17 protein-coding genes and 1 pseudogene are annotated in these 21509 nt (G+C 44.6%); 5 read left to right on the forward strand and 13 right to left on the reverse strand.

Translation table 11 applies throughout. The annotated features are described in order from the left end of the window. Nucleotides 1-236: 236 nt before the first annotated feature. A pseudogene (locus tag ACS8FD_RS00705) lies at nt 237-376 on the reverse strand (YnfA family protein); the annotation flags it as partial. A 138-nt stretch (nt 377-514) separates the two neighbouring features. Then, a complete protein-coding gene (locus ACS8FD_RS00710) occupies nt 515-976 on the reverse strand; it encodes a methyltransferase family protein (RefSeq protein ID WP_439273971.1) in 462 nt (153 codons plus the stop codon). 275 nt (nt 977-1251) lie between these two features. Here ACS8FD_RS00710 and ACS8FD_RS00715 point away from each other — a divergent pair, with 275 nt between their 5' ends. Next, complete coding sequence (locus ACS8FD_RS00715) at nt 1252-1695, forward strand: DMT family transporter (RefSeq protein ID WP_439273972.1); 444 nt, start codon at nt 1252-1254, stop codon at nt 1693-1695. Nucleotides 1696-1722: 27 nt separating this feature from the next. Next, nucleotides 1723-2181, forward strand: coding sequence for a DMT family transporter (locus ACS8FD_RS00720; RefSeq protein WP_439273973.1), 459 nt, complete (start codon nt 1723-1725; stop codon nt 2179-2181). An 87-nt stretch (nt 2182-2268) separates the two neighbouring features. On the opposite strand, the gene ACS8FD_RS00725 is transcribed toward ACS8FD_RS00720, so the two are convergent. Continuing rightward, nucleotides 2269-3111 (reverse strand): BPL-N domain-containing protein, encoded by an 843-nt coding sequence (locus ACS8FD_RS00725; RefSeq protein ID WP_439273974.1) that lies wholly within the window; start codon nt 3109-3111, stop codon nt 2269-2271. 103 nt (nt 3112-3214) lie between these two features. On the opposite strand from ACS8FD_RS00725, the gene ACS8FD_RS00730 reads away from it, so the two are divergent. Beyond that, nucleotides 3215-3778 carry a biotin transporter BioY gene (locus ACS8FD_RS00730; RefSeq protein ID WP_439273975.1) on the forward strand — a complete coding sequence of 188 codons (564 nt, stop codon included), beginning with the start codon at nt 3215-3217 and terminating at the stop codon, nt 3776-3778. Nucleotides 3779-3934: 156 nt separating this feature from the next. Here the strand turns inward: ACS8FD_RS00730 and ACS8FD_RS00735 are convergent, their stop codons facing one another. The 5 genes from ACS8FD_RS00735 to nspC form a co-directional block, all read right to left on the reverse strand. Next, nucleotides 3935-5611 (reverse strand): GMC family oxidoreductase, encoded by a 1677-nt coding sequence (locus tag ACS8FD_RS00735; protein ID WP_439273976.1) that lies wholly within the window; start codon nt 5609-5611, stop codon nt 3935-3937. 199 nt (nt 5612-5810) lie between these two features. Then, nucleotides 5811-6017 carry a DUF2905 domain-containing protein gene (locus ACS8FD_RS00740; RefSeq protein ID WP_439273977.1) on the reverse strand — a complete coding sequence of 69 codons (207 nt, stop codon included), beginning with the start codon at nt 6015-6017 and terminating at the stop codon, nt 5811-5813. 159 nt (nt 6018-6176) lie between these two features. Continuing rightward, entirely contained in the window at nt 6177-8420 is a 2244-nt protein-coding gene (betT, locus tag ACS8FD_RS00745) for a choline BCCT transporter BetT (protein WP_439273978.1), read from the reverse strand. Nucleotides 8421-8745: 325 nt separating this feature from the next. Continuing rightward, nucleotides 8746-10011, reverse strand: a complete 1266-nt coding sequence (locus ACS8FD_RS00750; protein WP_439273979.1) for a saccharopine dehydrogenase family protein — start codon at nt 10009-10011, stop codon at nt 8746-8748. A 287-nt stretch (nt 10012-10298) separates the two neighbouring features. Continuing rightward, nucleotides 10299-11510, reverse strand: a complete 1212-nt coding sequence (nspC, locus tag ACS8FD_RS00755; protein WP_439273980.1) for a carboxynorspermidine decarboxylase — start codon at nt 11508-11510, stop codon at nt 10299-10301. Nucleotides 11511-11793: 283 nt separating this feature from the next. On the opposite strand from nspC, the gene ACS8FD_RS00760 reads away from it, so the two are divergent. Beyond that, a complete protein-coding gene (locus ACS8FD_RS00760) occupies nt 11794-12375 on the forward strand; it encodes a DUF924 family protein (RefSeq protein ID WP_439274048.1) in 582 nt (193 codons plus the stop codon). Between the two features lie 62 nt (nt 12376-12437). Here ACS8FD_RS00760 and ACS8FD_RS00765 read toward each other — a convergent pair whose 3' ends face one another. From ACS8FD_RS00765 to lpxB, 4 genes are all read right to left on the reverse strand, one after another. Then, on the reverse strand, nt 12438-13730 hold the full coding sequence (locus ACS8FD_RS00765; RefSeq protein ID WP_439273981.1) for a CAP domain-containing protein: 1293 nt from the start codon (nt 13728-13730) through the stop codon (nt 12438-12440). A gap of 86 nt (nt 13731-13816) precedes the next feature. Continuing rightward, nucleotides 13817-15010 carry a CAP domain-containing protein gene (locus ACS8FD_RS00770; RefSeq protein ID WP_439273982.1) on the reverse strand — a complete coding sequence of 398 codons (1194 nt, stop codon included), beginning with the start codon at nt 15008-15010 and terminating at the stop codon, nt 13817-13819. 136 nt (nt 15011-15146) lie between these two features. Further along, nucleotides 15147-16010: a ribonuclease HII gene (locus tag ACS8FD_RS00775; protein ID WP_439273983.1), complete on the reverse strand. Its 864-nt coding sequence runs from the start codon at nt 16008-16010 to the stop codon at nt 15147-15149. A gap of 57 nt (nt 16011-16067) precedes the next feature. Next, the gene (gene lpxB / locus ACS8FD_RS00780) at nt 16068-17321 is read right to left on the reverse strand and encodes a lipid-A-disaccharide synthase (protein WP_439274049.1); all 1254 of its coding nucleotides are present in this window, start codon (nt 17319-17321) and stop codon (nt 16068-16070) included. Between the two features lie 251 nt (nt 17322-17572). Between lpxB and ACS8FD_RS00785 the strand changes: the two genes are divergently transcribed. Further along, nucleotides 17573-18655 (forward strand): 3-deoxy-7-phosphoheptulonate synthase, encoded by a 1083-nt coding sequence (locus ACS8FD_RS00785; protein ID WP_439273984.1) that lies wholly within the window; start codon nt 17573-17575, stop codon nt 18653-18655. A 79-nt stretch (nt 18656-18734) separates the two neighbouring features. On the opposite strand, the gene pepN is transcribed toward ACS8FD_RS00785, so the two are convergent. After that, nucleotides 18735-21386, reverse strand: coding sequence for an aminopeptidase N (gene pepN, locus ACS8FD_RS00790; protein ID WP_439273985.1), 2652 nt, complete (start codon nt 21384-21386; stop codon nt 18735-18737). Nucleotides 21387-21509 lie beyond the last annotated feature (123 nt).

A 21509-nucleotide genomic window follows, 5' to 3' on the forward strand; every position in this document is an offset into this window, starting at 1 on the left:
TTGTCGTAAGTAAGCACTTATTAACGTTGGAGCCAAATAGCTATGAAATACATCAATCACTTCTTCAACACTAAACTTGCCTACATATGCCAGCGAATATAACTATCTATTACTCAAGCTTGAGCCCATACTGAAGGTTAAATAAATGAGTTAAAACCAAAGGAAATCATGATAAGTAAAGGTCAAGACAGTAAGAAAAACGTTAAGAAAAAGCCGTTATTGACGGCAAAGGAGAAAAAAGCGGCTAAGCCAAATGCGCTAGGCACTAATAGCCATATGCTTTTGCCTTCTCTTAGCCAAAGATGAGGCAAATAACAACCGATAATCTCTGCTAATGCGCTAATAAAAAGAGACCTGCTGTTTTTAGCCCAGGCAAAATAGTTTATCCCTTTAACTCTCATTAAACCTCAATGAATCCTGTCAAATACTGCAATGCATGATCATAGACAACTACTCTGTCTTTAGTGACTCAGCAATCTACCACCCTACCTCTATGTCACGTTCTTAGCCCCATTTATATCCAACGTCTGACCTTTGACAGATAAGCTTGATAACTCTTACCAAATTTTTGGCTCATCATTCTTTCTTCTGGCTGAATTTGAAAGCGAGTGATATAAAGTATAAAACCGGGCACTAATAAGAAAGCGAGCAGATGCGACAAATACAATCCCCAAGCTAATAACATAAGCACCAATCCTAAATACATGGGATTGCGACTATAGTTATAGATGCCACTGGTGACTAAGCTGGATACTTTTTCGAGTGCTTGCGGATTAGGGGTGGTCTGAGCTTTTTTAAATTGTGTGACGCCCACAATACCACTACTTAATCCTATAATAGTCAAACCAAGCGCTAACGCCTTCGAGCCATCGAGTGAAAACTTCAAAGTCGGAAGCACTTTGGAGACCCCATACATAGCAGCCGCTGTCACAATGACTTGCGCGACAGGAGGTATTTTTAGCTCTAAAGCATTCATAAAGTCATCCTAATTATTTATAAAAATATCTTTAATCATTATCTTATAACTATAGATTTAACCACATTAGCAGGTTGATAAAAAAGCATGATTGTGATTTTAAAATAATAACATTTTCTCAAGGTTTGTAGCGTTCTAACCTATCATCGCCGCGTGCTCTTGCAAGCTATCCATCATACCTTTAGGGTCAGTCATTGTATCCGTTGACCCCTAACCATACAATAGAAGTCATTATTTTCTGAACATTGGGCAAAATAGTTGAAAAAAGGCAGGCTATGAAGCAAATCTTGATGTTGTTATTCGTAGTATCAGGCGGTATGGCACTAGCAACAGAAGCGGCATTTCTAGGACCCTTGGGAGAGAATATCGGGCGCTTATCAGCTTCTTTATCGATATTTTTAATTGGGGTGATTGTCTTTAGCTTAGCGATGATAGTGCTCATGATAATGGGCAAGCGTAATTATCTAATTACTCTGCCAAAACAACCGCGCTGGCTGTTGACAGGTGGTCTCGTTGGTTTCGTTTATACCATAATACTGACTATTACTACGCCGTTGGTGGGCGTCGGTATTACTATGGTCGGTATTTTATGCGGGCAAATGACTGCTAGCTTAGCTATTGATCACTTTGGTCTGTTAGGTAGCGAGCGCTGCGCTATCGATAGCTATCGCGTTGGCGCATTGATGCTTATTTTAATGGCGCTTTGGTTGATTTACTAGCGTGATTAGTCTGTTAAGGAAAAAGTCATGCTATTAACTCTCGCACTTCCCTTGTTATTGATTGGCGGTATGGCAATCGCCGCGCAGTCGGCTATCAATGGCACGCTGAGCATTCGTACCGATGTGGTGACAACGGCATGGCTGACCAACGTCGTCGCTTCTATTATTCTAGTAGTGTTAGTGATATTTATTGAGCCACCACAAGCCGCGACGATGTTTAGTGTACCAACATGGCAATTAGCTGGCGCGCTATTTGGTAACTTCTCTATGGTGGCTATCGTCATTGCCGTACCGCGTATCGGTACGGCGGCAACTATTGTCGCTATCATCGCAGGTCAAATAATTATGGGGCTACTGGTCGATCATTTTGGCTGGTTTGGTAATACGCAGATAGTATTAGATTATAAACGTGTAGCGGCTATCGCCCTACTCGCTGGCGCGCTTTATTTGATTTATCTGAGTAATGTTCGGCAGGTTATTAAATAGAGTTTTTAATTCAATTAGACGGGTTACGCTTTGGTTAACCCACCCTACGCCAACGACAATGCATTGTTAGCTATTCCAAGTCTAGATTTATTCGCTTGTATCAGCAGCCTCTACCAACCTTGCAATCTCCTGATAAACAAGCTTTCCATAATCTTCGCGACTAATAGCTGCTAATAAACACTGTTCCCTCTCCACATCAGCCACACTCGCTTCTTTAACAGCATATCTCTCATAAACCTCAGCGCTCAATTCAAAATGTACTCCTGACAGTAGATACTTGCCTTGACCAAAATTACCGCTAACAATAGCATTTTTGCCATTATCATAAGTCGCTACGACATTAAACTCAGCCTCCTTATCCGCTATAAAGTACGCGCCACCATGATAATAAACCTCACCTTGCTGTTCGTTAGCATAGTCTAAAGTGACCATAGCTTTTGAAGCAATGGTTTCATCATAGAGCTGACCGTCAGTAAATTCACTTACACTACCAATAGCCGTTCCTGAGAATAAGGCTAATTCACGCGCGCCATTTATCTCATAGCCTCTTTTATGCCCCAACTCATAACTTTGTCCAGAAAATTGAATCTCTTTTGCACCGTAATAGCCGCCAGCACAGATACCAATATAGATATTACCTTTGCTAATAAACTCACGGACATTATCATTGCCTTGACCATTTAAATTTTGACAATAAGGCAAATCAGCACCGCCCGGCATCACTAAGACGCCAATACCTCTTGATTCGCTAAGCTCATCATTGAGCTTATTATTAATGATGTCTTGACTAGAGAGGGTTTGTACACTACTAATACTACCTTTTGATAGCTTTTTTTTGATAGTAACCAATGCCGATTGCACGCTTAATTCGCTAGTACCTTCGTCTGCATAAACCCAAACTGTAATGCTATGATTTATCATAAAATTCATATCCACGCCGCTATTTAAATATCAGTTGAAACTCAATGAATAATAGTATACTTTGAATTTCAGCTTACAATCGTACACTATAATCAATAAACAGGGACTACCTATGTCAATGGTTCTAGCATCAACTAAACAGTGGCTTATCACTAATGAGCAAGCTGCTTTTTTTATCAAAGTTGTTTTTGGCTCATTAATGATTGCCTTATTCGCGCAAATATCCGTACCTATGTACCCCGTCCCTATTACAGGGCAAACTCTAGCCGTCACCGTAGTTGGTTTGGCATTAGGCAGAAAAGCCGGTATCTCAGCCGTATTATTATATTTAGCGCAAGGCGCTATCGGTCTGCCAATATTTGCTAACGGTGCAGCAGGTTTCACAGCCTTCTTCGGTCCTACTGGCGGTTATTTATACGGCTTTATCGCTGCGGTCGCTATTTTAGGTTATTTCAGTGATAAAGGTATTTTGAAGAGTTATGTTAAGAGTACGCTAGTTGCTTTTGTCGCCACTGCGGCAGTGTTTGTCTTTGGTCTAGCGCATTTATCTCTGTTTGTACCTACTGAGAACCTATTACAACTTGGCTTATATCCGTTTATCATTGGCGGCATTGTCAAGGCCGTATTAGCGGCAGGCTTAGTAGTACCAACTCATAAGTTCTTTTCAAAGTTGTAATTTAAATCAGTAACTGATGGTTTAACAAGATTAGCTTAGAATGGTTGATTGAAAAGTACAGACTTCATCTAATAAGCCAGATACTTTAAGTATCTGGCTTATTTTATAGGTGACGTTTAGCACATTTTATATATAGGAATCGATGATAATCATGCGCTAGATGGTTGCTACATGCTCAGCTTTGGCGTAATTATTAATCTCAGTCGGTACGCTCTCACTGCTATGTCGCTCTGATTTCATCTGTTCGGCTATCTTTTCAGCGATAGCAATCGTTGGCGCATTGGTATTAGCGCTAATCAAGGTCGGCATAATCGAGGCATCAATCACACGTAAGCCTTCAATACCGCGTACCTTAAGATCAGTATCTACAACCGATAGCTCATCTGCGCCCATACGGCAGGTACCAACAGGATGATAAATGGTGTCGGACTTATTACGTATATAGCCAATCATGCCGTCCTTTTCGATATAGGGCGCGGCGTAATCTTCAGTGATAAACTTGGCAAGCGGCGCTTCTGCCATAATAGCTCGCGCACGCTCGGCACCCGCGACCATGAATTCCACATCTTTGTCGTTTGACAAGTAATTGGGATCAATCAGCGGCGGCGCACTAGGATCGGTCGATGCCAGTCTCACTGTGCCGCGGCTCTCAGGGCGCAAATAACAGCTATGTACTGAGACGCCGTAGCCCCATTTCAGCTCACGCCCATGATTAATCACGCGCGAGATGACAAAATGCAGCTGGGTATCAGGCCAGTCTTTGGGCGTCTTGTCAGTAGAATTATAAAAAGCACCGCCCTCGGCGTAATTAGTCGATAAAATGCCAGTCCCGTCTTTGCGCCACTGTCCTAAAGCGGACATCATCTGAGCAACCGTACCTAAACCGATACCGATGATATCCTTAGTATTGACCTTATAATCAAACACCACATCTAAGTGATCCTGCAAGTTACCGCCAACATCCGGCGATTCTTGAACCACCTCGATACCGTGCTGCTCTAAGTGCTCTTTTGGACCAATGCCTGATAGCATCAAAGTCTTGGGCGAGCCAAACGCGCCGGCACACAACAGCACTTCTTCTAGAGCGCGAACGCTATATTCTTCACCATGTTTAACATAGGCAACTCCAGTTGCCCGCTTATCTTCTATGATAACTTTGGACACCATAGCGCCAGTAATAATCGTGAGGTTCGGACGGTCATCAACAGGGTGTAAGTAAGCGGCGGCCGCTGAACAGCGCTGGCCCTGCTTATCACCATGAAAATGAGTGACTTGATAGAGTCCTGCGCCATCTTGCTTAGTACCATTAAAATCATCGTTGGCATCGAGACCATTAGCCACACAAGCATCAACAAAGGCTTTGGATATAGGGCGCGGGCTCAATAACTCAGACACATGTAGTGGGCCAGAGTCACCATGATACTCGTCGCCACCATGAATGTTGTTTTCTGCTTTTTTGAAAAAAGGCAGCATATCATCATAGCCCCAACCCTCACAGCCGTTATCTGCCCAACGATTATAGTCTTTGGCACTGCCGCGAGTATATACCATCGCATTGATAGCAGACGAGCCGCCTAAACACTGTCCGCGCGGCTGATATCCTATGCGATTATTTAGATGGGTTTGCGGCACAGTATCGAATGCCCAGTTGTTGATTTTCACCGGCTTATCACGCATCATCATGATAACGCCTGCGGGCACACGTACGGCTAAATCTTTGCCGTCGCCGCCAAACTCTAATAGGCAAACTGAGATATTGGGATCTTCTGATAAGCGGCTGGCCATCACGCATCCTGCTGAGCCACCGCCGATAATGACATAGTCAAATTCCATGAGAAAAGCGCTCCTTGCTAATAGGTAGTTCCGCTCATATAACGCGATACGGTCATTTTACTATAGCAGAATTTATCCAGAGTTTGACTAAGTTAGTGATTTTTTTGTTGGTGATATCTCATTGAAGCGCTAAGCGACTAAAATAGAATTATAGATATCATAAGCGCATGGTAGACCTTGTGAATAAGCAAATTATCACCTAACGATTAAATAGATTTAGCAAAATGCTCGCCACAACGCTTATCACAATCATCGTCATTACTGGAAAGTAAATTTTGGTATTGCCAGAGCTATGTTTGATATCCCCTGGTAGATTGCCTATCCACGAAAACAAGCTTGGAAATATCAGCCAAACAACCCCTATTATCACCAAAATCATACCAAGAGTGATTAGAATCTTTGCCATTTTCTGCCTCTTTTTATCGTATTAAATCGTTTATAAGCTCTCAATAAAAAAAGCCTATCTCTAACAGATAAGCTTATTTTTAAAACCGCTGGTTTCGCTAATAATTACTGTAATGATCAGTTTTTTTGTCTGAGTTAGAGCATTATCAGCGCTCAGCTATTAATAACTCTTTGTTGCCCCAACCAGCGTTTCCCCTTTATTGATTTCAGCATCACTGTTTACTGACTCACTGATAAACGTCAAGTAGGCCTCGTATTGCTCGAGTACATCATTGATAACTTGCTGCTTGGTCAGTCCCATCAAGTCATAACCACCAGAACCCGTTTGCGTCGCTACTTCTAACCGATAATAGACATCGGTATTAGGCGCCATTTTACCACTAAAGGTAGGTGACGGCGTCTCAACCATTGACACCTGATAATAAAAGTTATTTTTTGCATCGGAGGCGACTTTTAATAAAGGACCGCCAATATCGATATCGTTATCTATATGCGGAACATTATCGCGCTCGATGTCGTATCCTTGACGTTCAAACTCATGCGCAACCTCGTTAAGCGCTGGACGAACCACACGCTCAAGAAACTGTATCGTCTCACGTTTCGAGGGATACGCTAGCATCTGTCCCAAGCGCTGTTTCCATGAACGCTCAGGCCTCTGACCGCCACTAGGGGTAATTGAAGGACGGCGTAGCACCTTACCTTCGTTTTCAGCTCGCTCAATTTTCAGCGCTTTGGAAAAAGAGAACATCACTAAATATACAATCACGGTCACAGGGAGCGCGAAAATTAGCGTCGCGTACTCCATAGTAATGACGCCGCCTGCTATCAACATAGAAATGGTCAACATCGCTGTCAGTACTGCCCAAAAGATGCGTAACCATTTGGGGCCGTCCTCGCTTGGATCGGGAATAGAAGTTGAGAAGTTCGACATCACCATCGCTCCTGAGTTGGCACTGGTGATATAAAACAAAAACCCAGACAGCGTTGCTAGGGCGATTAAAATAGTAGCGCCGGGGAACAGCTCCAGTAGTGCATACCAGCCGCGCTCAGGGCTTTGTACAGCCAACTCAGCAAAAGCAGTATTACCTTGCAGCACCTCATAAAGCGCGGAATTACCAAAGAAAGAAACGATAATAAAATCGCACAATACCGGTACGGTAATCGCGGCGATGACGAACTCACGCAAGGTACGGCCGCGAGAGATACGCGCCAAAAACACCCCAACGAAAGGTCCCCAGGCTAGCCAAAACGCCCAAAAGAACAGCGTCCAACTGCCCATCCAGGCACTACTACCCGGCACATAAGCAAAGGTCTTGAACATCCGCGCCGGCAAAGTGACAAAGAATTGACCTAAGTTCTCGACCAAAGCATTTAACAAAAATGCGGTCTCACCAGCGATAAGGATAAACGCCATCATCGCCACCGCGCTCCAAAGGTTCAGCTCCGATATCCAGCGAATACCGCGATCAACACCTGAGGTAGTCGCTAAAATAGTCAAAATAACCGCACCAACTACTAGCGCTATTTGTAGTGTCAAGCCTTCTTCAAACCCAAATAACCTTGAAAAGCCAACGTTTAGCAGCACCACCCCAATACCCATAGTGGTGGCGACACCAAATACAGTGCCAACTAGCGCTACCGTACTAATACCGTGACCGATAGGACCTAGGACCCGCTTACCTAGCAGCGGATAAAGCGCCGCTCGAATCGATAACGGCATACCCCAGCGATAAGCAAAATAGCCCATCGCCATGCCAAGCAGCGCATATATGGACCAGCCGGCAATACCGTAATGAAACATCGTCCAGACCACCGCATCTTGCATGGCAGCAGCGCTTGAACCTTCACCAGCGGGCGGCGTTAGATACTGGACGACAGGACCGGTCACTGAGAAAAACAGCATGTCGATGCCGACCCCAGCGGCAAATAGCATTGCCGCCCACGTTCCAAGCTTGTATTGCGGGCGTGAGTCATCAGGGCCAAGACGGATGCTACCTGCCTTGGATAAGGCCACCCAAAGTACAAAGCCAATCACCAAAACCATCGTAATGACGTAATACCAGCCTAGATTACTAGCAATCCAGTCCACGACCATCTTCATCGTAGTACTAGCATTAGTAGGCAAGAAGATGGCCCAGATTGAAAAAGCCACGATCACTACCGATGAGATAATCAGCACGCTCCAATTAATATGCGCTACGCTGTTTTCAGAGAGCTCCTGCGCGCCTTTTTGCAGATCATTACGTGATATCGGTACGTCTTCATCAAAAGGTTTAGATTGACGCTCGGTACCGCCGAACTGACTACGCTCAAACGGGGTGCGTGAAGACTCCCCTGACCCAGTGGTTGCAGCCTGAGGTTTTTGCGCGGCATTTAACTCATCATTATCGGATTCATTGGCCATTTGTACGTCCTGTATTTATTTTATGTTTGGCTAAACTAGATTTGTTAAAGTAGGTTTACTCAGTTAGCTTTGCTAAAACAACGTGTTCGTAAGTGTCTTTTGGCAGCACTTGTAGACCTGCTTTAGCTCAATGATAAGATTATGTCATATACGGGATAATTTCATAGTGGTAGCGGTCAGTATTGACCGCTGTATTTAGATAAAAAGTATAACGCTATCAAATCAGAGACGGCTGTTTTTGATTAAAATACTTAAATGCTAAAACCTAAACCAAAAAAAAGCCTATCTCTAGGAGATAAGCTTCTTTGTAAAACTCATTTTTCGTCTAAAATTCGAGCGCTCTATCACCATCAGCATCTTGAATACGCGTCGGTAAGCCTATCTTATTAAGTAGATTAATAAAAGGCTTAGGGTCAAGCTCTTCAACATTGACCATTGCGCCCGTGTCCCACTCTCCAGTCGCGACAAGCATAGCCGCTGCTACGGGTGGTACGCCTGCGGTGTAAGAAATACCTTGGCTGCCCACTTCATTATAGGCGTCTTTATGGTCAGAGACGTTGTAGATAAAGACTTCACTATGGGCGCCGTCAATCGTGCCTTTGACTTTATCACCGATGCAAGTCTTACCGGTATAATTGGGCGCCAGCGAGCTAGGATCAGGCAATACCGCTTTAACGACTTTTAGCGGAATCACTTCTTGCCCTTCGGCGGTCATTACTGGCTGCTCAGACAATAGACCTAAACTCTGCAAGACAGTAAACACATTAATATAATGCTCACCAAAACCCATCCAAAAGCGTATGTTTGGCACGTCTAAGTTCGCCGATAACGAGTGAATCTCGTCATGCCCGCTAAGATAGCTATTTTGTACGCCAACGACAGGCAGATCATCAGTGCGCTTGACCTCGAACATATCATTAGACTGCCATTGGCTATCTTGCCAAGAGTAAACCGTACCAGTGAATTCGCGAAAGTTAATCTCAGGGTCAAAGTTAGTCGCGAAGTATTTGCCATGACTGCCGGCGTTAATATCAATGATGTCGATATCAGTGACTGAGCCTGCATCCATCATGTCATAGCCGAGACGGGCATAAGCATTGACCACGCCCGGATCAAATCCTGCACCCAAAATGGCGGTGACATTATTGTCGGCGCAGCGCTGCTTGCGTTGCCATTCGTAATTGTTATACCAAGGCGGGGTTTCACAAATCTTACGCGGATCTTCGTGAATGGCGGTATCAATATAGGCCACTCCCGTCTCAATACAAGCTTCTAGCACGCTCATATTAATAAAGGCCGAGCCGACATTGATAAGGATCTGAATGCCTGTATTCTTGATAAGTTTGATCAGCGCTTCACTATCCATGGCATCGACTTGATGGGTATGCAAAGTCGCCGGAAGTTTAAAGCTGCCTTTGTCATGGACGCTTTGCGCTATCTCATCACACTTGGCCTTAGTACGCGAGGCAATATGAATCTCGCCGAGTACGTCGTTATACATGGCGCACTTATGCGCGACTACCTGCGCCACGCCGCCTGCGCCAATGATAAGAACGTCTTTTTTATTGAGCTTGGTTTGACTTATGTTCAATGAACAATCCTCCTTTGTGCTCCTGCCGATGCCACAGAGATGGCTATGCAAAACAGTAACAGATGAATGATGTGTATGAATTAAAAAGGAAGACCGAGGAAAACCCATACACCCGTAAGGCAAAAACTATTATTCTTACAACAATTCTACCCAGCGCAATTATAACAATTTTTATCGTATCTTTTAGTCATAATTAGTGACTGTTAGCCGACCATACTATATTTACAGCTTCGTAATTTATAGCTTCCTAGCCAGTAGCACAAATCAACGCGATTCAAATAACAGAACTAAGACAAGCTTGCTTTATAATCCTGATAATCAAACTCACGCTGAATATCAATGCTGCCATCTAAGCGCCGAATCACAATGGCTGGCATGTTGACGCCATTGAACCAGTTTTTCTTAACCATGGTATAACCGGCCGCATTAGCGAAGCTGATTTGATCGCCTACTTTGAGTTTATCCGTCAATTGATATTCGCCAAAAATATCACCGGCTAGGCAAGAACGACCGCAAACGATAGTATTGTCTACCGCCTGCTGCTCACAGCTTTCTGTAGCGGGTAAGATATCGACGGCCTCGTCATTGATAGCCGCGATAGCCGCCGACTCTTGATAAATTAATAAATCGAGCATATGCGCTTCGATAGAAGCATCAACAACCGCGATGTTTTTTTCATTGTGCAACGTATCGAGCACCGTCGTGACTAGCGTCCCCGCGCTATGGATGCTCGCCTCGCCTGGCTCAAGATAGACTTGCACGCCGTATTTTTCGCTAAAGCCTTTTAACCTATTAGCCAATTTTTCTAATGGATAATTAGGTGCAATAAAATGAATACCGCCGCCGAGGCTTACCCACTCTAGCTTGGCTAAAACATCACCAAACTTCGCTTCGATATCTGCCAAGCTATCGCTAAACGCTTTAAAGCTATCGTTTTCGCAGTTGTTATGAATCATGACTCCGCTAATATCAGCGAGCACCGCTCTAATTTTATCTTTGTCATGCTCCCCTAAACGACTAAATGGGCGCGCCGGATCAGCAATAATAAAAGAGGAATTACTGGTCTTAGGATTCAGGCGCAAGCCTACAGGAATGTTTTGTGCATAAGCTTGCTCTTTAAAAGCTGTGAGCTGAGAGATGGAATTAAAAATAATCTTGTCGGCATAGCTCAATACTTCATCTATCTCATCACTACTATAAGCCACGCTATAGGCATGAGTTTCCTTATCTTGTGCACTGCCAAACGTCTCAAAGCCTAAACGCACTTCATTGAGTGACGATGAGGTCGTACCGTGCAAATAGGGCTGCATAGCATCAAACACACCCCAAGTTGCAAAGCACTTGAGCGCGAGCAACGCCTTAGCTCCTGAAAGCTCACATAGACGCGCGATAATCTGCATATTACTGACAATTGCGGCCTCATCAAGTAAGTAATAAGGCGTTGCCGGTAATTGAGACGACAATTCGGGAGTTGCTAAGTTTGGATTTACTGAGTTCATATAAGATAGCCTAAAGCAGATAAGCAAAACAGGTGAAATAGTATAGGTCTAAAGAGTCAAAGCAGATGGTCATTAGTAGCGACTCATAATAAGGTTTGTATTCACTTTTGCAAGCACAATCCTTGCTACATTTTAACATCATAACCACAGCTAGTATTTGAGTTATAGTAAGCTAAATTCATTACTAGGAGAATAGCTTATGTCACTCTCAACCGATTATTCTACAACCGCTAGTAAAGCAAATAATAATAAAATAAATGCTGAAGATATCAATCTACAACATATCAATGCTGATGCGCGTGCCGTGTTAGAGTTTTGGTTTGCTAAAGACAACGAGCCTTACTGGTTTGAAAAAAACGAGGATTTTGATCAGCGTATTGAGTCAAAGTTTGGCAAAATCTGGCAAGCGGCCAAACAGGGTGAATGCGCTCATTGGCGCCGCGGCAACAATAAAGCCGACGCCAACAGCTCCATCACCGATCTAGCAGGACGCTTGGCGGAGATTATTGTCTTAGATCAGTTCTCGCGTAATTTATGCCGCGATGAGCCTTGTGCTTTTTCACAAGACGGCATGGCGGTGGTGCTCGCACAAGAAGCTATTAAGCAGCCGCATTTTGACAGCTTACCGATGGAATGGCGACGCTTTACTATTATGCCATTTATGCATTCTGAATCTTTGGCGATTCATCAGCAGTATCTGCCATTATTTGAACAGCTTGATGACGAGAGCACTTTAGGGTTTGAGCATCGTCATAAAGATATTATTGAGCAATTTGGTCGCTATCCGCATCGTAATGAGACTTTAGGCCGAGAGTCTACTGACAAAGAAAAAGAATTTTTACAGCAGCCTGGATCTTCATTTTAGGCCGGCTTTAAGGACTAATCTTAAAGCGCTAAGTTGACAACTGAGCTTTTGATGATAACTCTTTATGAGTAATTCACATCGCCTGTCATAAAGCTAAATGACTTACTGATCATGCGTTGGTCGTTTATGATGACATCGAAGCTTACTTTATATTCACTATTACCCTGCAAGCCGCAGTTGTTTGCTTTTTTTATCATAGCCTGTTTTATGCTAGTCTCACAGCTGTCGACTGAATCTGTGATGGGCAAGATAAATGCCTCGTTTTTGGGAAGCTCATATTCTGTATTGAGGTAAGGATCTGACTGATAATCGAGTACTTGCGTCGGTATCGTTGTTCCGCGCTGCTCATCATAGAAGCGGATATTAATAATTTGGATCGTATCGGCTTTTGCCATCTTGATATAGACAGGTTGACCTATAGGGTCGGTACTTAAGTTGCGGCCTGTATGCTTTACCGGGTCTGGCGTTTCATTATAAAGGGCGGTTACAGTGCCAGTTACCCCTTGGCAAGGATAAGTCAGGATACCATCATAGCTCGCGCCCACTGAGTCGGCTGTTGCTGCAGCGTTACTCACTAGCACATAGCCTTGATTGGTGCGCACCTCTTTATCATAAGGTTTATAGGCGACGACTGCCGTTCCTACTACTTTCGAGCTTGGCTGCATTAAAGAGCGCAGATGATAAGGCGCTGCAAGCAAGGATCTGGCCATCGAAGTGGTTACCGCTTCTGCGGAGAGTAGCTCGCCTGCAGAATGATAAGACATACTCTGCGCAATGTTTTCTGTAAAACCATATTTTAGATTGGCGTAGCTGGCATTGAACAAGCGGTTTTTGATATCTAGGCCACTATAATGCGGGTTGTTGTTGCTAGTAACCGCTTTGATACCTTTGATTTCGTTTTGATAGTGCGGATAAAACAGCGTTGGCTGCGAATGAGCAAAAACGTGTTTGATATAGTTCGCATGACCTAACGCGACTTTTTTAAGCTCAGCGTCTGGCGATAAAGTGCTCAGACCACAGCGGCTTCTGGCTAAGTTAAACTCTTTATTCGCTACCGCGGTGGCAGTATCATCGTTATTGACGTTAATATTCTCATCATTATTATTATCTTGAGCCTTTTTACTTAAGCCGAGATCATTATTTTCATGAGCCAAAATACTCGTATCAGCTTGCTCCTCCACCTTTATACCCAACGTTTCAAACGTCTCCTCTAACTGCAAACGTGCTATCACCGCGTTTAGATCTTGTAGATAAAGTACCGGTAGATACGCTCTTTTTACCCCATCGTAGGCGGGCATCAGCAATAGTAAAACCAGTAACAATACTGGCATTGTAGAAGAAGATCTAGCGCTCACTGACTCCCCTTTCTGTTGTCAATTTAGGTGGTACATGCTAATGATACAGAGCAAATAGATCTAAACATTGCTTATTTAGACAGCGCTTAATAGTTGACGGCGCCGGTTGTAAAGCTAAATGATTTGCTTTGAAAGTCTTTATTATCGACTAGTACATCGAAGCTGACGCGGTATTCGCTATTGCCATATAGACCACAGTTGCCGCCTTTTTTTCTACCAGCTTCACAGCTTTGCAGATTGTCTGTCAACGGTAAGATAAAAGCCTCATTATCAGGTAGTCTGTTAGCGGTCGCTCTATGCGGATCATTATCATAATCTAGCAAGCTAACAGGTACTTTTGTTTGACGCTTAACATCATAAAATTCTATATTGCTGACTTTGATGCTTTGTGCGGCAGGCACATGAATATAAATAGGTTGCCCAATAGGATCGACTCGTAAATCGCGACCGGTGCCCTGTACCGGATTTGGACTTTCGTTATATAGAGCTGTAACCGTACCCTGCACCTCTTGACAAGGATAGGTAAAAACCCCTTGCGCCGTATCATTTGCACTCGCCGCGGTCGATGCAGCATGAGTGACTAATACATAGCCTTGATTGTTTTTAGGATCTCTATTAAAAGGCTTGTAGCTGACCACTTCAGTTCCTACTACGCTTGAGCTTGCTCGCATCAATGAGCGCAGATGATAAGGCGCCGCTAGTAAAGATTTCGCCATCGAGCTGGCAGCGTTATCAGCGCTGATAAGTGCTCCTACAGAGCTATAATAAATAGTCTGCGCGATATTTTCAGTCGCGCCGTATTTTAGATTTGCGTACCGGGCATTAGCGAGTCGATCTGAAAAACTAACCCCACCAAAAAAAGGATTGTTTTGGCCGGTGACCTCAGCGATATCACTGATCTTATTTTCGTAATGAGGATTGAAAACCGTTGGGGTACTATTAGCAAATACATGCTTGATATAACGACTATGCTGACTTGCAATACTAGCTATTTCTTGGTCCATTTGTAGTCCGCCAAGGCCACAGCTGGTACGAGCAATACTGAACTCATTGTTTGCGATCAAAGCCGCTTGAGGGTTATTATCTACTGGCGGAGTAGCAGTGACTGGCGGGGTGATGGTAGAGTCTTTATCGTCTGTTGTAGGCGCAATTGGTAGTGCTGGATTAGCTGGCGGATTAGAGCTAGCTTCTGAGCCGCCAGCTCCCCCGCCGCAAGCGCTCAAAAATGCGCTAAAAAAAATAATAACGCCTAGATTTCTAGTTAACGATATTTGCGACATTAGCTATCCTATGAATATTTCGAGCACCCTACATGCTCTTTTAACAAACTATAAATGCAAACTAAGCTAGTTTCAATCACAAACTTTTGCTTTATCGAATATTATTTAAAATGTATGTATAACAACTCTACTTAGGCTATTCAGTAAAACCGCTCAGTGCCCTACTGGCCAGCGCTCTGCTAATAGGCCCAAAGCTGCGGCGGTGCTCGCTTAGGACGCCATGAGTCTCGATAGCTTGCAGGTGCGCTTTGGTCGGATAGCCTTTATGCTTGGTAATACTATACTCAGGATGCTTGCTATCTAAGGCATACATCGTCTGATCGCGGCTGACTTTGGCTAAGACACTAGCCGCCGCTATACTGGTGTGACGCGCATCCCCTTTGACCCAAGCTTGGCAATCAATAGCAGATGAGGGCAGTCCAAATTCAGCTAACTTAGCATAATCCAGTTCAGGGCAGCGATTGCCATCGAATAGCACCTCAACTTGCCTTGTTTGGACATCAGCAACATTGCTAGCCACTGCTTCTAGCAATCCTTCGGTACATAAGCGCATACCGAGCATCGTCGCTTGCAGGATATTCAGCTGATCTATGATTGCCGCTGGAATATCAGCAATGATATAGCCAAGTGCGTACTGCTGCACTAAAGGATAAAGCGTATCGCGCTTTTTTTCACTGAGCTTTTTGGAATCGGTCAAGATAGATAAAGGCGTGTCTCTTAGCGGCTGGTTTTCGATAAGATCTGACCAAATATCCGGTAAAATAGCCGCCGCAACATGGACACTTCCTAATAAAGGCCCACGCCCTGCCTCATCAATGCCAATTTGTAGCGTTGGCAAGCTTTTCGTTTGCGCCGCTATCGACAGATATTCAGCAGTGAGCTTTGGGAGGTATAGCTGTCCGGTTAACTTTATAGGAGCAGCCAAAGACGTATATTGACCGTTAATATTGATATGCTCAATACAAGTGTCGATAGGCAAAACTTGGGGGTTAATACTCATTTTATATCACTAAAATTATCTTGAATTACTTTTACATTACTAGGAGTTAGGAGCTTATTAGACCGTTTCATTACGAGTGGTATCTACTCTCGTTTGTGCAAACCACTGTTCGACGACACTATTGGCAGGATCATGGTTGCTTTGCTGCTGCAAATCTCGCTTGGTCGCTAGTAAATTTTGTAGTTGTTCGTCATAAGCCCGCGGCTGTAAAAGCTTAGTCAGCGTGCGACAAATATTCTCGCCTGTCGCTTGCTCTTGAATGAGCTCAGTGACTATCATTTCTCCGGCTAAGATATTAGGTAGTGCCACATAAGGAACTTTAACCAAGCGCTTAGCGATCTGATAAGTCAGCTGATTGAGCTGATAAATGACCACCATAGGACGCTCAAGGAGCATCGCCTCAAAAGTAGCAGTACCTGAAGCTAATAACACAATATCAGAGGCAGCCATCGCTTGCTGACTAAAAGTCGGCTGACTCTCATCATAGACAACCGCGATAGCGGCGCGCAGTGGTTCAGAGCGTTTATCTATCACATCTTGTACGATATATTGATGATTTTGATCGACAGTCGGAATAATAAAACACAGCTTAGGATCGACTAATAACAGTTTTTGCATACCATCGAGCATCAAGGGCAAAATAGCGGTAATCTCACCGCGGCGCGACCCTGGCATCACACAAATAAGCTGACTGACTGCCTCGAAGCGCTCGATAAAGAACTGCTGTAGCCCATCGTTTTGCCAAACCAGCTCACTACGCAGCTGATTGGTCGGCGTCTCAGTCAGCTCAGCAGCAAGCGTTCTAAGTAGCGGATGGCCCACGCATATCGCCGGATGGTTGTAGCGCTCATAGACGGGCAGCTCGAATGGAAACAAGCAAAGCACTAAGTGAGTCGCCTCTTTGATACCGTGGATACGCGACTCGCGCCACGCCCAAATAGAGGGGCTGACGTACTGTACACAGAACACCCCTTTCGGCTTGAGCTTCTTAGCAACACGTAGATTAAAATCAGGTGCATCGATACCAATAAACCAATCAATCTTGGCTTGGGCGAATGCAGTTAAAAGCTCACGGCGCGCTTTAAAAAGGTCAGATAATTGTGAAACCACTTCAACCAAACCCATTACGGCTAGCCGTGATAAGGGAAACAGACTTTGTAACCCCTGCGCTTGCATCTTTGGCCCGCCCACGCCGACCCAAATGATATCATCACGCAAGTTATTCATCTGCTGCATAAAGTCTGCCCCTAAGCTATCCCCCGATACCTCGCCGGCGACTATCCCTATGACCAATGGCGCTAATGGTGGCACTGATGATAATGCCTGATCCTCTAAGGGGGCAATCTGTTCAGAAGCTTCAGTAGGCTTAGCAAAATGGGTCATGACAAACCTTTAATAGTGATAAAAATAAAGAAAAATATACTCATAAAAAAACAAGTATAACAAAATTTTGGTTTTCACATTCCAGTTATCAGTCAATTAACTGCAAGGCTACCCTTGTCAACGAACACTTTTGACCTCATAATGAATATTCCTACAAATCAGCTAGATGATAGATACCCATGACAACAACAGCTACCCACAACGCAGATATTGATGACGTGAATATTGAACAATTCATCCCTTTAGTCACCCCCGCTGAGCTAAAAACTGAGCTACCCCTTACCGATGCCGCCTATAGAACCGTACTAAAAGGCCGACATACGATTCAAGACATCTTGGATGGTAAAGACAAGCGCTTGTTTGTGGTTATTGGTCCTTGCTCTATTCACGATATAAAAGCCGCTCACGAATACGCCGATCGCTTAGCTATATTGGCCAAAGAGGTCGAAGACAGCATATTTGTGGTGATGAGAGTCTATTTTGAAAAGCCGCGTACTACTGTGGGTTGGAAAGGTATGATCAACGACCCTGATATGAATGACAGTTTCGATATCGAAAAGGGTCTGCGCAGCGCTCGTAAGCTACTCATTGATCTCAATGAAAAAGGCCTGCCTTGTGCTACCGAAGCGCTCGATCCGAATACGCCGCAGTACATGCAAGACCTCATCAGCTGGTCCGCTATCGGCGCGCGTACCACTGAGAGTCAAACGCATCGCGAGATGAGCTCCGGCTTATCTTGCCCTGTCGGCTTCAAAAACGGCACGGATGGCGGTATGACGGTCGCTGTCAACGCTATGCAAGCGGTCAAAGCAGGTCATAGCTTTTTAGGTTTATCTGCTGATGGTCAAGTGTCTATTATCAAATCTAAAGGCAACCCTTATGCTCACGTCGTGTTACGCGGTGGTAATGGTAAGCCGAACTACGATGAAACTGCTGTCGCAGAAGCTGAAAACCAGCTTGAGAAAGGCAAAACGAGCACGAAGATCATGATTGACTCAAGCCATGCCAATTCAGGTAAAGATCCGTATTTGCAACCGATGGTCATCAACAATGTCGCTGAGCAAATTCAAAATGGCAATAAATCTATTATCGGTATGATGATTGAGAGTCATCTAAAAGGCGGCAATCAAAAGCTTACCGCTGATCTTAGTCAGCTTGAGTACGGCAAGTCTATCACTGATGGTTGCCTAGACTGGGATAGTACTGTGACCGCTCTACATGAGCTTCGTGATGCGGTAAAAGACATACTACCTAACCGATAGTTATTGATATTACTGTTACTTAACTCAAAAAAAAGCTCATCTTATTAGATGAGCTTTTTGTTTTCTGTTAGTCCGATCATCAAGCAGAAACATCTGCCGCACTGAGCACACTATCTAGTGTCTCTAGTACATTCTTCGAGGACACTTGCTGCTGCAAAGCCACAAGCTCATCTTGGGCCATTTGCCGATCCGGCTCTACTAGCGTATACCAGCGCGCTAGGACTTGTAGCAAGCGAGACGCCAACACCGGGTTGGTGCCATCTAACGTCTTGATAACCCCTGTAAAGTTAGACAAGCCCTCATCGGTCCAAAGTACAGTCGGCTGCGAGGTAAAGGCGCTAATCACCGAACGTATACGATTAGGCGTGTTCCAGTCAAAATCATCATGTACTAATAAAGCTTTGATATCCTGTGTGGTGACATGAGCGCTCGAGGCTTGCACGCTAAACCACAAATCAATGACCAACTCATTATCTCTAAAACGCTGATAAAAGTCTGCTAAATACTCATCCGCATTAGCAACTTGATGATTGACCATTGCTTTTAGCGCGCCGAAGCGTTCTGTCATACAGCTGGCATTATTATATTGCTGCTCCGCCCACTCCTCTGCGCCAGTCACGTTAGCGGTTAATGCCATATCTAGGACCACATTACGTAGGGCACGCTTACCAAGCGCTTCTGACGTATCTGAATAAGGCTGCATCGGCAGCTGCTCATACAAGGCCGTCCATTGATCTTCGAGCGCCTGCGCCACTTGGCTATATAAGTCATCGCGCTGCTGTTTTACCACTACTGGATCGTAGTCTTTATGAGTGGCTGAAGCCAGCTCCTGCGCCGATGGAATATCAAGCAAACGCGCCGCTAGCATAGCATCACTCGCTGCCAGCTTAGGCAGAGTCTTCGCTAAGGCCTGCAAATAGATATCAGGGCTGCTTTTTTTATTACCTTGAGTATTCAGCAAGATACGATTCACTAGCATCTGCGTCACTTGCCATTGGTTAAAGCCATTGGTCTCATGCTCAAGTAAAAACGCTAAGTCTGCATCTTGATAGTCATAATTGAGCTGCACCGGCGCACTAAAATCACGCAGTAAGGAAACCACAGGCTCTTGCGCAATATTGTCAAAGCTAAAGGTTTGCTCTGCCTGATCAAGCATCAGCATACGTTCGCTAATAATAGCGCCTGAATCTTTGTCAAATAACGCGGTCGCCACTGGTATCGGTAGTGGCTTTGGCGCCGCAAATCCTGGTACATGGCGCGTCTGCTGCTGTAGATGGATCGTTAAAGTCTGCGTATCACTATCATAGTTTTGATGACCGGATACTACCGGCGTACCAGGCTGACGATACCAGTCGATAAAGCCTTCAATCTTACTATCAGTAATACTAAGCGCGGATAAAAAGTCTTCAACCGTCACCGCTTGCCCATCGTAACGACGGAAATATTCATCAGTACCTGTGCGAAAGTTCTCTGCGCCTAAAGTATTGGCAAGCATCCGGACGATTTCAGCGCCTTTTTCATAGACGGTTGTGGTGTAAAAGTTATTAATCTCAACGAAGCTCTCAGGGCGTACCGGATGCGCAAGCGGGCCTGCATCCTCGCTGAATTGATGCGCGCGTAAGGTGGCGACATCATCGATACGCTGCACGGCACTTGACTGCTGATCGGCTGAAAAGGACTGATCGCGATAGACGGTAAGTCCTTCTTTTAGGCACAGCTGGAACCAATCGCGGCAGGTAATGCGATTGCCAGTCCAGTTATGAAAATACTCGTGAGCGATGATCGCTTTGACACTGAAGCTACGCGCGTCCGTCGTCGTCTCAGGGCTTGAGAGCACGCAAGCGGTGTTAAAAATATTAAGGCCTTTGTTCTCCATTGCGCCCATATTAAACTGACTGACCGCCACTATCATATAACGGTCCAGATCATAAGCACGACCGTAATTGACCTCATCCCAACGCATCGAGTCTTTTAGAGCTTGCATGCCCACATGGCATTTTTCAATATCATCGCTTTTAGCGTAGAGCTCAAGCAAGACCTCGCGGCCCTCACTAGTGGTATAGCTATCACTTAACACTTCTAAATCAGCGATGACGCTGGCAAACAAATAGCTAGGCTTATTGGTTGGATCGTGCCAAATTGCATAATGACGGTTGCTATCTTCGGCGACTTCACCAGCTTCGATTAAATTACCGTTAGCCAGTAAAGTCGGAAAACGCTTATCCGCTTCAATTCGCGTGGTGAATATCGCTAGCACATCAGGGCGATCAGGATAAAAGGTAATCTTGCGAAAGCCCTCAGGCTCACACTGAGTGACAAACATCGTATCGCTACCACTACCCGCTATATACAGACCTTCAAGCGCAGTATTAGTGTGCGGATAAATGCGCACTTGCAGCTGCAAAGTCAGTTCATCCGGAGCATCATTAATGATAAGCTTGCCGTCAGCTTGCTGATAGCGATCCTCAGCAAGTGTTTGACCGTTAAGCTTAATAGCCATCAGCTCAAGATCCTCGCCATCAAGGACTAAATCACCAGCACTTTGACGCTGCATCACCAAAGTACTATCTACAATGGCATGACCATCAAATAGCTGAATATCTAAATCAACGGTATCCACATCGAAGCTGGGTAGCTTATAGTCTTTTAGGTGAATTTTACTGGGAATATGCGCAGGAACATCAGGCATGTCTGCATTGATAATGTTGGCATCGGTTTGAGTCGTTGACATTGATAATCCTATTATTTTTAAAGAAGACTAGGGTCTATTGATTATAGTAGTAGTGACAGAGTGTACCTCTAAGCGCTTAGCGTCACCTATTTTTCTTATATCGCTTCATGATGTCTTCGCTAC

Source organism: Psychrobacter sp. 1U2 (genome assembly GCF_051847575.1).

Coding starts and splice junctions, on each gene's coding strand:
- ACS8FD_RS00720 (WP_439273973.1), top strand. CDS start 1,723: ATGCTATTAACTCTCGCACTTCCCTTGTTATTGATTGGCGGTATGGCA.
- ACS8FD_RS00775 (WP_439273983.1), bottom strand. CDS start 16,010: ATGAGTATTAACCCCCAAGTTTTGCCTATCGACACTTGTATTGAGCAT.
- betT (WP_439273978.1), bottom strand. CDS start 8,420: ATGGCCAATGAATCCGATAATGATGAGTTAAATGCCGCGCAAAAACCT.
- ACS8FD_RS00740 (WP_439273977.1), bottom strand. CDS start 6,017: ATGGCAAAGATTCTAATCACTCTTGGTATGATTTTGGTGATAATAGGG.
- pepN (WP_439273985.1), bottom strand. CDS start 21,386: ATGTCAACGACTCAAACCGATGCCAACATTATCAATGCAGACATGCCT.
- ACS8FD_RS00785 (WP_439273984.1), top strand. CDS start 17,573: ATGACAACAACAGCTACCCACAACGCAGATATTGATGACGTGAATATT.
- ACS8FD_RS00770 (WP_439273982.1), bottom strand. CDS start 15,010: ATGTCGCAAATATCGTTAACTAGAAATCTAGGCGTTATTATTTTTTTT.
- ACS8FD_RS00715 (WP_439273972.1), top strand. CDS start 1,252: ATGAAGCAAATCTTGATGTTGTTATTCGTAGTATCAGGCGGTATGGCA.
- ACS8FD_RS00725 (WP_439273974.1), bottom strand. CDS start 3,111: ATGAATTTTATGATAAATCATAGCATTACAGTTTGGGTTTATGCAGAC.
- ACS8FD_RS00710 (WP_439273971.1), bottom strand. CDS start 976: ATGAATGCTTTAGAGCTAAAAATACCTCCTGTCGCGCAAGTCATTGTG.
- ACS8FD_RS00730 (WP_439273975.1), top strand. CDS start 3,215: ATGTCAATGGTTCTAGCATCAACTAAACAGTGGCTTATCACTAATGAG.
- ACS8FD_RS00735 (WP_439273976.1), bottom strand. CDS start 5,611: ATGGAATTTGACTATGTCATTATCGGCGGTGGCTCAGCAGGATGCGTG.
- nspC (WP_439273980.1), bottom strand. CDS start 11,510: ATGAACTCAGTAAATCCAAACTTAGCAACTCCCGAATTGTCGTCTCAA.